Genomic DNA, 14,415 nt, shown 5'->3' on the forward strand with positions numbered 1-14,415 from the left:
TTCGGTTCTGCTCGGTGGCGCTCGTCATTCGATACAAACGATCATTAACGGGCACAACATAGCACAATCGATCAACGGCGACAACGCAAATGAAAAAGCGCGTTCTCGCCTTTGAGGCTTGAACACGCTTTCGAACGCCCGGAAAACCGGGCAAAAACGAGCGAACGGCGGACGGCTTACGCGCTGATGAACGCCTGCACGAGCCGGTTGAACGCGCCCGCATTCGAGACGTTCATCCCGTGCGACGCCCCCGCGATCGTCTCGCGGTGAGCAAAGTCGATCCAGCCGACGAGCTTGTCGACGTTGTTGCGGAACATGCGCGGACTTTTTTCGCCTTCGATCAAAAGCGTGCGGCACTTGACGTCGCGCGCCGTCTCGCGCGAATAGGCGGGCAGCGGATCGCGGAACTGCTTGGGCAGCGTCGCCGCGTTGTCGATGGCCATCGCACGAAAACCCGCCGGGCTCCTGCGCCACGAGCCGGGCGCGCTCACCGAGTCGACGAAGAGTTCCAGGCCCGCGTCGATCTCGCCGTCCTCGATCATCTCTGCGACGCGCGCGCGCAACGCATTGGTCGCCGCCGGCAACGCGGCGTCCGGCATGCCGTCGATCTGCAACGGACCGCCCGGGTCCGCGAGCGTGAGCGTCCTGACGAGCCGCGGATGCCGGCGCGCCAGCTGAAACGCGACGCAGCCGCCGCGCGAATGCCCGACGAGATTGACCGGCGCGACGTCGATCGCCTCGATGAACTCGGCCAGTTCCGCCACGTGCGTCTCCCAGCCGAACTCGCTCTGGATGCACGCTTCGCCGGCCGGCCAGTAATGGCTGAGGCTCACGGAGATGCAGCGGAACTGTTTCGACAGCGAGGCCGTCTGCGCGCTCCAGTAGCGGTAGTCGCAGAGCGATCCATGCACGAAGACGAGCGGCTCGCCCTCCCCGCACTCGACGTACGGAACGCAAATGCCCGAGGCGATCGTCGCAAAGGACATGTCGGGCATAGCAAGCAGTGAGAGATCGGTTCGCGCGTTCATCGGTGGGTTCCTTACTCGGGTCCCTGCACTATGCCGCATGACAATAATCAACAAAATCGCATAATATTGATGGTATCCATCTATTTTTCTGATAGCAGCGAGAATTCGCACACACCAGCATGAAGGCACTCGACCTCGACGTGATGGCGATGATCGTCGCCGTAGCCGATACCGGCAACATCAGCCGGGCGGCCGAAGTCGTGCATCGTTCGCAATCGGCGGTGAGCATGCAGATCAAGACGCTCGAAACGGCGATCGGCAAGCCGCTCTTCGTGCGCAAGCCCCGCAGCGTCGTTCCGACCCAGGACGGCGAGGTGCTGCTTACCTTCGCGCGCCGCATGCTCGCGTTGCGCGACGAGGCGTGGGCCGCGGTGGTCCGGCCCGACGTGACCGGGCGGGTGAGCATCGGCGTGCCGGACGACTACGCGTCCTCGCTCCTGCCGCCGATCCTCAAGAAGTTTTCCGCGACCTATCCGAAGGTGGAGATACAGGTCGTCGGCCTGCCGAGCGTCGCGCTCGCGCCGATGGTGAAGGACGGTTCCGTCGATCTCGTGTGCGCGACGCGCGTCAAGGGTCTCTCGGGCCAATTCATCCGGCTCGAACCGATGGTCTGGGCCGCCGCGCCGAGCGCCCATGAAATCTGGCGCGAGCGGCCGCTGCCGATCGCGGTGTTCCTGCCCGGCAGCGTGGCGCGCGAGAACGCCATTCGCAGTCTGGAGCGCGCGAAGATTAGCTATCGCACGTCGTATGAGAGCCCGAGCCTGCTTGGCCTATTGACGATGGCCGAAGCCGGTCTTGCAATCGTGCCGCTCGCGCGGTGCGCCGTGCCTTCGCACTTCGCGCTGCTCGGACAGGCGCAAGGGCTGCCCGAGATCGCCGCGCTCGAAGTGGTGCTCGCGCGCAGCACGGCATCGAAACGGCCGCCGTGCGATTTTCTGGCGGAGAAGATCATCGCGGAGTTGCGGCGCTAGACAGATCGCCTCATGCCCGCAGGCGCGATGCGACGAGCAGCAGTTGAGATTGTAGGCACGGGTTCGCGAGCGAACATCGGCTACACGCGCGCCTTCGTTTCAAAGGCGCGGAGGGGTTTGCTGGCTCAATTGGCAACGACCGACGCGTACGACGGACGCTGCGTCGCCGCCGTGAACCACGCTTGCAATGCAGGCAATTGCGGCGCGGGCTCAAGCCGTTCCGGATAATTCCGTTCGAGCGAGTACCAGCGCTCGGCAGACAACGCCACACAGATGTCGGCGAGCGTAAAGCGCTCCTGCGCGAGGAACGGCTGACGCGCAAGCAGCGCATCGACAATGCCGAGCATGCGTGCCGCCTGCGCGTGGGATGTCCTGATCGCGTCGTAGTTGCGCTCATTTTCCGGCGTGCGGGTCAGACCGAGAAACGCAACGCGCAATGTCGACCATAGCGTCGCGAGTTGCCAGTCCATCCAGCGCTCGACGTCCGCACGCGCGGCGGGATCGGCGGGCAACAGCGAATCGCCGCCGCGCGTGGCTGCCAGATAGCGCACGATGGTGTTCGACTCCCACAGAACGCGGTCGCCGTCGATGAGCGTCGGGACGAGGCCGTTCGGATTGAGCGCGCGGAATTCGGGCGTATCGACCACGCCGAATTGCAGGCCGGCGTCGATGCGCTCGAAGTCGCGGCCTTCTTCGAGGCCCAGCTCGGCGAGACACCAGAGCACCTTCTGCACGTTGATTGAACTGCGTCTTCCGTAGAGTTTCATGGAGCGGTTTCGTCCTTGCTAGGCGGAACATCGGGTTGGTTTCGAGCCTTGCCGCAACATGTCGCGTCGCGACAGCCGCGGAGTTCCCAATGATCCACGCAGACGACCGGCACCGCAACTCCCGGGTTGCCTCAGGCCGCGAGCCTGAACACGCCGATTGCGCGCTTGAGTTCGTCGGCCTGCCCCGCAAGCGCGGCCGCGGCTGCTGTCGCCTGCTCCACGAGTGCGGCGTTCTGTTGCGTGACGGAATCCATCTGCGCGATCGCGACGCCCACATGCTCGATGCCACGCGTCTGCTCCGAAGACGCGGCGGAGATCTCGCCCATGATGCCGGTCACGCGCATCACCGAAGCGAGGATCTGCTGCATCGTCTCGCCGGACTGCTGCGCGAGATCCTGACCCTCAGTCACGTTGCCGACCGATTCGTCGATCAACGTCTTCACGTCCTTTGCGGCGCTTGCGCAGCGTTGCGCCAGCGCGCGGACTTCCGATGCCACGACCGCGAAGCCGCGGCCGTGCTCGCCCGCACGCGCCGCTTCCACGGCTGCGTTCAGCGCGAGGATGTTGGTCTGGAACGCGATGCCTTCGATCACGCCGATGATGTCGACGATCTTCCCGCGATGCGGTTCATCGTGGCGACCACGCCGGCGACGACGCTGCTGCCGCTTTCCACCGTCGACGACGCGCCTTGCGCAAGCTGGCTCGCCTGGCTGGCGCTTTCCGAATTGACCCGCACGGTGGAGGTGAGTTCTTCCATGCTCGATGCCGTTTCGGCTAGCGACGCAGCCTGCTCCTCGGTGCGCGACGAGAGGTCGGTGTGACCGTCCGCGATTTCGCGCGACGCGGCCGTGATGCCGTCGGCGACGAGCTTGATCTGCGCGATGGTTTCGGTGAGGCGCGACTGCATCGCGTGCATCGAGTACATCAGGCTCGCGCGATCGTTGTTGGCGACTTGCACCGGCTCGCTCAGGTCGCCGTCGGCGATACGCCGCAGATGACCGCCGCCTGCCCCGGATCGCCGCCGATGCTGCGCAGCACGCCGCGAATGATGAACGCCATCGCGAAGGTCAGCACCGCACCGATTGCGAAGACGATCGCCAGCGACTTCAGCACGATCGCGTAGAAAGCGCGGTCGATGTCGTCGATGTAGGCGCCGGTGTACACATGCCAGTCCCACTCGCGCACGTAGTCGCCGTAAGCGACTTTCGGAAGGGGCTCGCTCTGGCCGGGTTTCGGATACAGATACGACGTGAGGTGGGTGCCGTCCAGTCCGTGCTTCACGATTTCCGCGGTGAAATGCTTGCCGGTGCGGTCGACGAGATCGTTGATCTTGTTCTCGGTCTCGGGACGCACCGGGTTCAGGAGTTGCAGCATGTTCGAATCGACGACGAGCAGATAGCCGTTCTCGCCATAACGCACGGCGCGCAGGCTCGCGAGGGCGGCGGCCTTCGCGTCCGCCTCGGAGACTTTGTTGCCCTGCGCTTCTTTCACATGGAACCGCACGATGCTCATCGCCGATTGCACCTGTTCCGCGAGCGCGGTTTCGCGCTGCTGCATCAGCATGTGGCGCGTCGAAAGCGCGTTGAGCACGCAGAGCAGGATGAGACTGAGCCAAACGAAGCCGACGGTGCTGATCAGCTTGGCCTTGAAGCTTAATTTTTTCACGGTGTGTCTTGAAGAAGGGACGAAGATCCTGCGCGCCGGTTTTTCGGCACCCGTGCGGATGCCGTAGGATCCAAGGCTTACACCGTGATAACGGCGGCCGCTTCGCCTTCTTTAGCTTCGCTGTTCGCGGCGCCGTGTACAGCGCGGATCAGAATTCCGTCGGCCCTACCGCGCCCACCCAGCGTTTCACCCGGGTCGGATCTGCCTCGTCCATGTAGAAGAAATGAGTCATGCTCGGTCTGACGGGTTGCGTACCGGGTTCATCGAACGTCATCGTGACGAGGCCATGAAAGACCTTCAGCGACGGGCTATCGAGATATTCGACGACGTCGTGATGCGCAGTGAAACCCCTGTCGATGAATTCAAGAAGGTTCTTCCGGATCGCCTCGCGTCCGTGCCAGTCGGCCACGCCAAGATTGCATACGGCATCTTCGGCGAAGCAGTCGACTCCCTTGCCGAAGGTCTTGTCGTCGATCTCCTTCCACATGTCGAGCAGCCATTGGGGCGGTACGGTCTTCGTAAATGTGATCGTGGTCATGCCGTTCTCCGTGATTGACGATTGCTGTCCGTGTTGCAAGGACGCGCTGCACTTGAGCACGTACGCAGGCGCTTCCCGCTGACATCAAGCAGAATAGGCGAACCGATCCGCGCTTCGATGCCAGCCTTCCCTCGCTTTCTGCCAGAGCCGCCTTACACGCAATGACAGGCGAGCCTCGGTCGTACACTTCACCGCTGCCATGCACCCCTGTGACCCGTGAGAACAAAACGCAGACATGCCAAAGCACCGCGTAGACGAACCTGACACGGCTCGTGTCATCGAGATACTGGCCTACCCGTCCGTACAGTTGCTCGATGTCACGGGCCCACTCCAGGTGTTCGCGTCCGCGAACGATATCGTCGCCGGGGCCGGTAAAAAGCCGCCCTATGCAATGCAGATCGTCGCGCCCGGAGGGGGTCCTGCTGTCACGGCATCGGCGGGCGTGGGACTTGTCGCCCATCCGCTTTCATCCATCGGAGCGCCTCTGGACACCTTGATCGTCGCCGGGGGCGAGGGTGTCGATCTGGCGGCCATGGACCCGCGCCTTGTCGACTGGGTGCGTGCGCGGGCGGGCGACGCACGGCGCGTCGCTTCAATCTGTACAGGGGCGTTCCTGCTTGCCTCAACGGGCCTGCTCGACGGGCGGCGCGTCGCCACGCACTGGCAATACTGCGCGGAACTCGAGCGCCGCTTTCCCGCCCTGAAGGTCGAGCGCGAACCGATCTTCGTGCATGACGAGCCGGTCTGGACGTCGGCAGGCGTGACGGCCGGTGTCGATCTGGCGCTGGCCCTCGTCGAGCAGGACCTGGGGCATACGGTCGCCCTTGCGGTGGCACGCTATCTTGTCGTGTTCCTCAAGCGGCCCGGCGGCCAGGCGCAATTCAGCTCGGCCCTCTCGCTTCAGATCGCGGAGGACAAGTTCGGCGCGCTGCAGGCCTGGATTAGCCAGCACCTCGCGGAAGATCTGTCCGTACCGGTTCTCGCGGACAAAGCCGGCATGAGCGAGCGAAGTTTCAGCCGACACTTCGCGCGTGCTACCGGAATGACGCCCGAGCGTGCGATTGAACGCTTGCGGATCGAAGCCGCACGCGGCCTGCTGCTGGAAACGCGCTTGCCGATCAAGCGAATTTCGCAGCGATGCGGATTCGGTTCGGAAGAAACGATGCGGCGCAGCTTCTTGCGTGCTATGGAAGTCACACCGCAGGAGTATCGGCTGAGGTTCGGGACTTGACGCGCCTATAAGGCACGCGGACGCGGAAGGCATCCGATACGCTTTGTCTGCACATCTGGGTACCTTCACCTCATCCGCGTGATCCAGGCTGGAGCAGCCTATGACCGAGCCGGGCAAGCCTCTCTTCCCGCTTAAGGCTTGCGTCATCGATTTCGTCGGGGCAGTCTTTGCATTAATCGCGCACGCGCCCGCTTGCGTATTTTCACGTCCCTAATCGGGCCGGATCGATCCCCGCTGGAAAGCCATCGAGCGTCCCGACACCATGCCCGCGACGATATCGGCCGTTCTCTTCGACATGGACGGCGTACTGTGCGAATACGACCGGGCAGTACGCGTCGCGCATCTGTCGGCCGCGACCAACCGCAGCGCGGAAGCGATCCGTCACGCGATCTGGGGCTCGGGCCTCGAAGCACAAGCCGACGCGGGCGCGCTGGACGACGCCCGGTACATGAGCGCAGTCGACGATCTGCTCGGCTGCGCCATCGCGCTGGAAGACTGGCTGCTCGCGCGCCGCGCAGCGATGTCCCCGAATCCCGACGTGCTCGCGCTCGCCTCCGCGGTTTCGGACCGCAGCCGGATCGCCGTGCTCACGAACAACTGCCACATGGTCGTCGACAACCTGCCGTTCATCTGCCCCGATATCGCGCGCGTGTTCGGCAGCGACGACGTCTACGCGACAGCTTCGTTCAAGGCCCTGAAACCCGCGCGCGAAGCGTACCTGCGCTGTGTCGATGCGATGGGCGTGAGCGCTGCCGAAGTGCTCTTCATCGACGACGTCGATGCGAACGTGACGGGCGCGATCGATGCCGGCCTGGCCGCCTGCAAGTTCACCACGGCCAATGCACTGGCGATCGAACTGCGCCGTCTGAACCTGCTGTGATCCGGCGCGTATTCAATAAAGTCCGAGCCACCGCCAGATCCGGAAGCGCATGACCGCGGCGATCTCATAGAGCGCACTGTCGGAGTCGATCCACCCTTCCCGATGCGGCACCCACCACGAATACGGATTGCGCACGCTCGCGACGTACGGTTGCGGGTGCAGTTCGAACGCGTCGAACGCAAGCAGCGCGCGCCGCATGTGCAAGGACGACGTAATCAGCACCATCGCGTCATAGCGATCCTGACGCAGCAATCGATCGACATTGCATGCGTTCTCGTACGTGTTCATGCTCCGATCCTCGATCAGAAGATCAGACGGATCGATTCCAGCCTTGAGCAGAAACGGCGTATACACCTCGGCCTCAGTGCGTCCGTGATGCTGCGGGTCGCCGCCACTTACGATCACCCTACATTTAGTTTCGGCTTGCCGACATCGCTTGTAGAGACGAGCGGCCGCGTCGATGCGCGCGACGGTATCGTCTCGCGGCACGAGGCGCTTGCTGGCGTCGAAGTCCGTGCCGCCGCCGAGCAGGATCAGCGCCATGCGTGGCTTGAACGTCGGCTCGACGGTCGTGTCGTGACCGATCTGCGCGAGACGCACGAGCGGGCCGGCGAGCCAGCTGCCGAGCAGCCAGAACACCACCGCGCCCGCGATCAGCACCTGCAGGCGGTGTCCGCGCCAGAGCACGAAGAGCGCGACATAAATGACGAACAGGGCGACGAGAACCAAGTTTATTGTCCTTAGCAAATGGGTGCGACAGCTTGAAGAAAGCGTCCTCATGCGAGTGCCGGCGCACGGCAGAACGCGCGCATCGAACAGATCATTTCACCGAAGCGCGCATCGAATCGTACACAAAGGCTCATACCAAAGTCCGGGCTTCATCGACATGTGTTGCTTCGTGCATCGACTGCCGGAATTTCGTGCGCCATCGCACGGACGCACATCCCGGCTAATTCGTTAAATACGATCATACAAACGGCATCGCTCGTCGCCCAACGATCGATGTCATGCGCCCGAGTGCGATGCCCCGACAGCCGGACATTACCGAGACCGGTTGAAGGCTTCGGGCGGGAGCTCGTGCATGAACTGCACGCCGCTTCCAGGCGAACACTCGGGACAGAACAGAACCGATTCTCTCGGTGGGGCCTCACGGGGAAGCAAAATGAAAACTGAACTGCGCCGCATCCTGTCCGAATCTGCCCGACTCGACGTCCCGGTGGATTCGCTCGGCGACAGCGACGACCTCTATGCAGCGGGACTGTCGTCGCTCGCCACGGTGCATGTGATGCTCGCGATCGAAGACGAGTTCGGGATCGAGATTCCGGACCGCATGCTCACGCGCCGCCTGTTCTCGAGCATCGACACGCTGGCCGCCTCGATCACCGAACTGCGCCGCTCGCAGGCGGCAGCATGAATGCCCCCACCGAGGCATTGGGCAACGCCCTCGGCTCGATGCAACCCCTGATTTACGGCAGCGGCGCAGAAGCGCCGGCGCGCGACGAAGCCGCGTTGCTCGAAGCAGCGTGCCGGGTCGCCGTCATATCGGCCGCTCATGCCGATGCCGTCGACCGCGAGGCGCGCTTCCCGCGCGAAGCCTTCGAAGCGATGCGCAACGAGCGGCTGCTCTCCGCAATGATCCCGCGCGCATTCGGTGGCGACGGCCTTGCGCTCGACGGCGTCTCGCGCCTGTGCGAAGCACTGGCGCAAGGCTGCGCCTCGACGGCGATGATCTACGCGATGCACCAGAGCCAGGTCGCGTGCATCGTCGATCACGGCGCGCATGTCGCATGGCAGCGCGATCTGCTGGCGCGCATGGTCGACGAGCAGTTGCTGCTCGCATCGGCGACGTCGGAGGAAACGATCGGCGGCAACATGCGCACGAGCGCCTGTGCAGTCGATCTGGTCGACGACGCCTTCTTGATCGAAAAGCTCGCGCCCACGATCTCGTATGGCGCCTACGCCGACTGCATTCTCGTGACCGCGCGCCGTCATCCGGACGCGCCGCCCTCGGACCAGGTGCTGATCGTCGCGCCGCGTGACACGTTCGAACTCGAACCGCGCGGCACGTGGGACACGCTCGGCATGCGCGGCACGTGCAGCGAAGGACATCGCCTGACTGCACGCGGCAACGCCGAGCAGATCCTTCCGGCACCGTTCTCGAAGATCGCCGACGAAAGCATGCTGCCCGTCTCGCATACGCTGTGGGCTTCGGTATGGATCGGCGTCGCTGCGGACGCGGTCAATCGCGCGCATCATTTCTTTCGCAATCAGGCGCGCGGCAAGCCGGGCGCACTGCCGCCGTCCGCATCGCGGCTCGCACAGGCGGTCACGCTCCAGCGCATGATGCAGGCACGCCTTGAGGCGGCGCTCGACGCTGTCTCCGACGCGAACGCCGAGCGCATCGCGAGGCAGGCGAAAGAGAGCGACCAGGTCGAGGACACGCCGCTCGGCGCATCCATCGGACTGGCGGCAGATCTCAACATGCTCAAGCTCGCCATTTCGACGACTGCGATCCAGGTCGTGCAGGAAGCGTTGATGATCTGCGGAATGGCCGGCTACAAGAACGACACCGAATTCAGCGTGGGGCGGCATCTTCGTGACCTTCTTTCCGCGCCGCTGATGATAAGCAACGACCGCATCGAGTTGAACACGGCCAATCTGCTGCTTGCGCAGCGGCACGCCGTCACGGGGACAATCTAAAAATGAACATGCTGAACGAACAGGCCGCGCTCATCGCGGCCGAAGAAAACGCGCGTCCGCAGCAACCCTATGCAGGATCGGACCCGACACTGCGCTCGCGTCTCGTCGAAGCCGGCATCCTGATCGAGACGGGGGAGAACGGTCTCTATGGCCGCAGCGAAGTGTTCGAAGATGTCGTCGAGCGCCTGAACAAGGTCATCACGCTGCTCGGCGCAGACCAGCACGCGGAAGTGCTGCGCTTTCCGCCCGCGATGCGCCGCCACGACTTCGAGGACAGCGAATATCTGAAGAGCTTCCCGAATCTCGCGGGCAGCATCCATTCGTTCCAGGGCAACGACCGTGGTCATCATCGCCTGCTGGAAGCGCTCGACAGAACGATTGCCGCCGGCGACGAAGAACGCTCCGACGAATGGATGGACCAGCAAAAGCCGACCCGCCTCGTGCTCACGCCGGCAGCCTGCTATCCGGTGTATCCGCTGATCGCGCGGCGGGGCAAGCTCGCCGAAGCGGGCGCCATCGTCGACGTGTTCGCGTATTGCTTCCGCCATGAACCCTCGATCGATCCGAGCCGCATGCAGATGTTCCGCATGCGCGAGTACATCCGCGTCGGCAGCCCGGAACAGGTGATGGAGTTCCGCCAGAAGTGGATCGAGCGCGGCTCGATGCTCGTGCGGCTCCTGCAGTTGCCGTTCGAGATCGATCTTGCCAACGATCCGTTCTTCGGACGCGGCGGCAAGATCGTCGCCGACAGCCAGCGCGAGCAGCAGCTCAAGTTCGAACTGCTCGTGCCGGTCGCGACGCCGGACAAGCCGACGGCGTGCCTCTCGTTCAACTATCACATGGAGCACTTCGGCGAGATCTGGAAGATCAAGCAGGCCGACGACAGCCTCGCCCATACCGCATGCGTGGGCTTCGGCATGGAGCGCTCCACCCTCGCGCTCTTCCGTCATCATGGTCTCGATGTCGCGCAGTGGCCCGCTCCGGTGCGCGCGCTCCTCTGGGGCGACGCTGCGCCGACGATCGCCGAGGGACTCGCCAGCCTCGGAACGCCCGCATGAACGCGCCCTCGCCCGCTGAAGCCGTGGGTGCGCAAGGCGCCGCTGTCGCGCCGATGGCGTCGATGGAGCCCGCCGCTTCGCTTTCGCCCGTCGCGGTTCCGGCGTTCCAGCCGGGCACGCGTGCGCTCGTTCGCGAAGCGGATCGCCATGCATTGCATCAGGGCGAGCGCGTCTGGCTCGAGACCAACTGCTACGTCGATCTATGGATCGAGTTGCTGCACGACTTCGGTCTCGACCCGCGCGCGGCGCTCGGCTTCACCGTGCTGCAGGCGTTCGAAGGAGACCAGTTCACCTTCCCGAAGTTCTCGCTCGACGATCTTGCGACGCTCTATGGCCTGCAGGCTCAGGAGCTTGCAATCTACGACACGCTCGAGCGCCAGGTGCTCGAACAGACGCGGCGCGGCCATGTCGTGATCGTCGAGGTGGACGCGTTCTACCTTCCCGACACGCGCGCGACCAGCTACCGTCAGACGCATTCGAAGACCACGATCGGGATCAAGCGCATCGATACCGGCGCGCGGCAGATGGAATATTTCCATAATGCCGGCTATTTCACACTAAGCGGCGAGGACTACGACTACCTGTTCCGCCTCGCGCCCGAACTCGCCGACAATCCGCATGTGCTCTTTCCGTATGCAGAGTTCGTCAAACGCAACCGGCCCGCGCTAAGCGATGCATCGCTTGCCGACGCTTCGGCCAGTCTTCTCTCGATACATCTCGCACGGCGTCCGACCAGCAATCCGATCAGCGAGTGGCGTGCCGCCTTCAAGGAGCATGTGCACGCGGTTCTTAACCGCGACGTCGCGTACTTTCATCTGTATTCGTTCAACGTGATGCGTCAGTTGGGCGCGAACTTCGAATTGCTGTCGAAGTATCTCGGCTGGCTGCGCGAACGCGGCTTCGAGATTCCCGATAGCCTTCCGAAAGATGCGCAGCACATCGCGAGCGAATCGATGGTGATGCAGTTCCGCCTCGCGCGGGCGCGCATGCGGGCGCGTCCCGACTTCTGCGACGATTGCCTCGACGGTCTTGAAGCGTCCTACGAACGCGTGATGACGCCGTTGGCCGCGATCTTCTCGTGAACGGCAGGCCGCGCGAGCTGAACGCCGGATGGCAGTGCGTCACGACTGCCGCCGGCGCATTCGCTTCCCCCGCCGAACTCGATTCCGTGAGCGGATGGATCGACGCCCCAGTGCCGGGAACGGTCGCATCCGCATTGCGTGCAGCCGGACGGCTCGACGAAAACGCGACGCACACGTTCGCGTTCAGCGACCACTGGTATCGCGTACGCTTTACAGCCAGCGGTGCCCGCACGCTGCGCCTGAACGGTCTCGCGACGATCTGCGAAGTCTGGGTCGACAACCGCAAGGTGCTCGACTCCGATTCGATGTTCGTCGCGTATGACATCGATATCGACGTCGATGGCGAAGCTGCGCTTCATCTCTGCTTTCGATCGCTAAGCACCGCACTCGCGGCAAAGCGCCCGCGCGCCCGCTGGCGCCCGCGCCTCGCCCGGCCCGCGACCTTGCGCAATGTGCGCACGACGCTGCTCGGCCACATGCCGGGATGGTGCCCGCCGATTCAGGCGGCCGGCCCATGGCGTTCGGTGGAACTCATCGGCGATACGCAGGATTCGATCGATCGTGTCGATGTCGCCACGCGCGTGGATGGAGTCGACGGCATAGCCGACGTGACCGTGCGCTTTCACCATCCCCAGGATGCGCATGCAGTCCGTCTGCATTGCGCGAATGCCTCTGGCGATCTTCTCTGGAGCGATTCGCGCACGCTTGCAGGCAGCGTGCGGGTGCCCAACGTGCCCCTTTGGTGGCCGCATACGCACGGCGAGCCGACGCTGCACGCGATGAGCGTGCAATCCGGGAACCTCGGTGAGATCGCGCTCGGCCGGGTCGGCTTCAGGCGTATGGCGATCGATCGCGGACCGTCGAACGATGGCTTTCAGATCGTCGTGAACGGCGTGCCCGTATTTGCGCGCGGCGCATGCTGGACATCGGCGGATCTCGTGTCGCTGAATGCTTCGCGCGAAAAAATGAAGCCGAAATTCGAAGCAATCCGCGCAGCGGGGATGAACATCATCCGCGTGGGCGGAACGATGCTCTACGAGTCGGACACGTTCTACGAACTCGCCGATGAATATGGCGTGCTCGTCTGGCAGGACTTCCCCTTTGCGAACTTCGACTATCCGGACGACGACGCCTTCCGTGCGAACGTCGAGCAAGAAGCCCGGCAGTTCCTATCGCGCACCCGCCGTTTCGCGTCGCTCGCCGTGCTATGTGGCGGCAGCGAAGCAGACCAGCAAGCCGCCATGTTCGGGCTTTCGCACGCGCAGGGAAGCCAGCGGCTCTTCACCGACCAGTTGCCCTCGATCGTCGTAGCGGCACGTCCCGATGTGCCCTATGTCCGGAACTCGCCCAGCAGCGCAGAAGGCGATATTCACGCGCCTCCATTTTCGACCCGATCGGGCGTCACGCATTACTACGGGGTCGGTGCCTATCAACGTCCGCTCGACGACGCGCGTCGCGCACAGGTTCGCTTTGCATCGGAGTGCCTGGGCTTCGCCAATGTGCCCGACGATGTCGCGCTCGCATCGATACCGAACGCTTCGCTGCCGCACGAACCGCGCTGGAAACAGGCGGTGCCGCGCGATCCCGGCGCGCCATGGGACTTCGACGACGTTCGCGAGCACTACATGCGCTCGCTCTATCAAGTCGATACCGCCCGCCTGCGCTATGAAGATCCCGAACGCTATCTGGAACTGTCACGCGCGGTGGTCGCCGATGTGATGAGCGCGGTGTTCTCCGAATGGCGTCGGGCGGGATCGTCGTGTGCGGGCGGCATCGTATGGCAATTGCAGGATCTGCGTGCCGGCGCGGGCTGGGGCATCATCGATGCGCTCGGCGTCCCGAAGAGCGCACTGCATGGCCTCGCCGGCGTGTTGCGGCCGATCCAGGTCGTCGTCACCGATGAAGGGCTTGACGGCCTCGACCTGCATCTGATCAACGAAAGCCCTCGCGACGTGCACGCACGCGTCGAGTTCGCGTGCTTGCGCGATGGCGCGACGAAGGTCGCCAGCGCATCGCGGGATGTCGTGCTTGCGGCGCGCAGCGTCACACGGCTCAACGCGACCGCATTGCTCGGTCATTTCTTCGACTTCACTTACGCGTATCGCTTCGGTCCGCGCGCGAATGACGCGACCGTCGTCACACTGCGCGATGCGGTGAGTGGTGAGGTGATCTCGGAGGCGTTTCATTTTCCCGACATGTCGGCCAGCGAACGGCACGACCTGGGCCTCACCGTCGAACTGGAGAAGGCCGACGCCGGCTGGCAACTCGTCGTCGGGGCGTCGCGGCTTGCGCGCTGGGTGCACGTCGTCGATCCCAACTTCCATGCGGCCGTGGACTGGTTTCATCTTCGTCCCGGCGCGACGCGCCGAATTCCCTTGATAGCTCGCGACACCGCCGCGTCATCGATCCACGCATCGACACCCGAGGGCGAAGTGCGCGCGCTCAATGCACTGCGCTCCGTCGCCTATCGGGCAAGCCAATAGCGCTTGCCCGAC

The 14,415-nt window shown here is 63.9% G+C and carries 12 protein-coding genes and 1 pseudogene; 8 read left to right on the top strand and 5 right to left on the bottom strand.

Annotated features, from left to right (window positions below; genetic code table 11):
• Window positions 1–176: 176 nt before the first annotated feature.
• Window positions 177–1,028: an alpha/beta fold hydrolase gene (locus AWB81_RS11775; RefSeq protein ID WP_062635389.1), complete on the bottom strand. Its 852-nt coding sequence runs from the start codon at window positions 1,026–1,028 to the stop codon at window positions 177–179.
• Window positions 1,029–1,147: 119 nt separating this feature from the next.
• Here AWB81_RS11775 and AWB81_RS11780 point away from each other — a divergent pair, with 119 nt between their 5' ends.
• Window positions 1,148–1,999 carry a LysR substrate-binding domain-containing protein gene (locus AWB81_RS11780; protein ID WP_200822486.1) on the top strand — a complete coding sequence of 284 codons (852 nt, stop codon included), beginning with the start codon at window positions 1,148–1,150 and terminating at the stop codon, window positions 1,997–1,999.
• Window positions 2,000–2,124: 125 nt separating this feature from the next.
• Here AWB81_RS11780 and AWB81_RS11785 read toward each other — a convergent pair whose 3' ends face one another.
• The 3 genes and pseudogenes from AWB81_RS11785 to AWB81_RS11795 all read right to left on the bottom strand — a co-directional run bounded on the left by AWB81_RS11785 (window position 2,125) and on the right by AWB81_RS11795 (window position 4,969).
• Window positions 2,125–2,766, bottom strand: coding sequence for a glutathione S-transferase family protein (locus tag AWB81_RS11785; protein ID WP_062635390.1), 642 nt, complete (start codon window positions 2,764–2,766; stop codon window positions 2,125–2,127).
• Between the two features lie 131 nt (window positions 2,767–2,897).
• A pseudogene (locus AWB81_RS49135) lies at window positions 2,898–4,431 on the bottom strand (methyl-accepting chemotaxis protein).
• Window positions 4,432–4,579: 148 nt separating this feature from the next.
• Entirely contained in the window at window positions 4,580–4,969 is a 390-nt protein-coding gene (locus AWB81_RS11795; protein ID WP_062635392.1) for a nuclear transport factor 2 family protein, read from the bottom strand.
• Between the two features lie 235 nt (window positions 4,970–5,204).
• Between AWB81_RS11795 and AWB81_RS11800 the strand changes: the two genes are divergently transcribed.
• Window positions 5,205–6,200 carry a GlxA family transcriptional regulator gene (locus AWB81_RS11800; RefSeq protein WP_062635394.1) on the top strand — a complete coding sequence of 332 codons (996 nt, stop codon included), beginning with the start codon at window positions 5,205–5,207 and terminating at the stop codon, window positions 6,198–6,200.
• 262 nt (window positions 6,201–6,462) lie between these two features.
• Complete coding sequence (locus AWB81_RS11805) at window positions 6,463–7,080, top strand: HAD family hydrolase (protein WP_062635396.1); 618 nt, start codon at window positions 6,463–6,465, stop codon at window positions 7,078–7,080.
• Between the two features lie 12 nt (window positions 7,081–7,092).
• Here the strand turns inward: AWB81_RS11805 and AWB81_RS11810 are convergent, their stop codons facing one another.
• The gene (locus AWB81_RS11810) at window positions 7,093–7,809 is read right to left on the bottom strand and encodes a YdcF family protein (protein ID WP_062635398.1); all 717 of its coding nucleotides are present in this window, start codon (window positions 7,807–7,809) and stop codon (window positions 7,093–7,095) included.
• 433 nt (window positions 7,810–8,242) lie between these two features.
• Between AWB81_RS11810 and AWB81_RS11815 the strand changes: the two genes are divergently transcribed.
• Genes AWB81_RS11815 through AWB81_RS11835 form a run of 5 tightly spaced genes read left to right on the top strand, consistent with a single transcriptional unit; the run spans window position 8,243 to window position 14,403 of the window.
• Window positions 8,243–8,494, top strand: coding sequence for an acyl carrier protein (locus tag AWB81_RS11815; RefSeq protein WP_062635400.1), 252 nt, complete (start codon window positions 8,243–8,245; stop codon window positions 8,492–8,494).
• Window positions 8,491–9,780 (top strand): acyl-CoA dehydrogenase family protein, encoded by a 1,290-nt coding sequence (locus AWB81_RS11820; protein WP_374730483.1) that lies wholly within the window; start codon window positions 8,491–8,493, stop codon window positions 9,778–9,780. Before AWB81_RS11815 ends, AWB81_RS11820 begins: the two co-directional genes overlap by 4 nt.
• A 2-nt stretch (window positions 9,781–9,782) precedes the next feature.
• Window positions 9,783–10,838, top strand: coding sequence for an amino acid--[acyl-carrier-protein] ligase (locus tag AWB81_RS11825; protein WP_062635401.1), 1,056 nt, complete (start codon window positions 9,783–9,785; stop codon window positions 10,836–10,838).
• Window positions 10,835–11,920, top strand: coding sequence for a DUF1839 family protein (locus tag AWB81_RS11830; protein WP_062635403.1), 1,086 nt, complete (start codon window positions 10,835–10,837; stop codon window positions 11,918–11,920). Before AWB81_RS11825 ends, AWB81_RS11830 begins: the two co-directional genes overlap by 4 nt.
• The gene (locus AWB81_RS11835) at window positions 11,917–14,403 is read left to right on the top strand and encodes a glycosyl hydrolase 2 galactose-binding domain-containing protein (RefSeq protein ID WP_062635405.1); all 2,487 of its coding nucleotides are present in this window, start codon (window positions 11,917–11,919) and stop codon (window positions 14,401–14,403) included. Before AWB81_RS11830 ends, AWB81_RS11835 begins: the two co-directional genes overlap by 4 nt.
• Window positions 14,404–14,415: the final 12 nt, after the last annotated feature.

It is taken from the genome of Caballeronia arationis, from assembly GCF_001544975.2.
Classification (GTDB): domain Bacteria; phylum Pseudomonadota; class Gammaproteobacteria; order Burkholderiales; family Burkholderiaceae; genus Caballeronia; species Caballeronia arationis.

Excerpts from the sequence above, each read along its gene's own strand:
- AWB81_RS11800 (WP_062635394.1), top strand. The coding sequence starts at position 5,205 with ATGCCAAAGCACCGCGTAGACGAACCTGACACGGCTCGTGTCATCGAG.
- AWB81_RS11825 (WP_062635401.1), top strand. The coding sequence starts at position 9,783 with ATGAACATGCTGAACGAACAGGCCGCGCTCATCGCGGCCGAAGAAAAC.
- AWB81_RS11795 (WP_062635392.1), bottom strand. The coding sequence starts at position 4,969 with ATGACCACGATCACATTTACGAAGACCGTACCGCCCCAATGGCTGCTC.
- AWB81_RS11815 (WP_062635400.1), top strand. The coding sequence starts at position 8,243 with ATGAAAACTGAACTGCGCCGCATCCTGTCCGAATCTGCCCGACTCGAC.
- AWB81_RS11785 (WP_062635390.1), bottom strand. The coding sequence starts at position 2,766 with ATGAAACTCTACGGAAGACGCAGTTCAATCAACGTGCAGAAGGTGCTC.
- AWB81_RS11830 (WP_062635403.1), top strand. The coding sequence starts at position 10,835 with ATGAACGCGCCCTCGCCCGCTGAAGCCGTGGGTGCGCAAGGCGCCGCT.
- AWB81_RS11775 (WP_062635389.1), bottom strand. The coding sequence starts at position 1,028 with ATGAACGCGCGAACCGATCTCTCACTGCTTGCTATGCCCGACATGTCC.
- AWB81_RS11780 (WP_200822486.1), top strand. The coding sequence starts at position 1,148 with ATGAAGGCACTCGACCTCGACGTGATGGCGATGATCGTCGCCGTAGCC.
- AWB81_RS11820 (WP_374730483.1), top strand. The coding sequence starts at position 8,491 with ATGAATGCCCCCACCGAGGCATTGGGCAACGCCCTCGGCTCGATGCAA.
- AWB81_RS11805 (WP_062635396.1), top strand. The coding sequence starts at position 6,463 with ATGCCCGCGACGATATCGGCCGTTCTCTTCGACATGGACGGCGTACTG.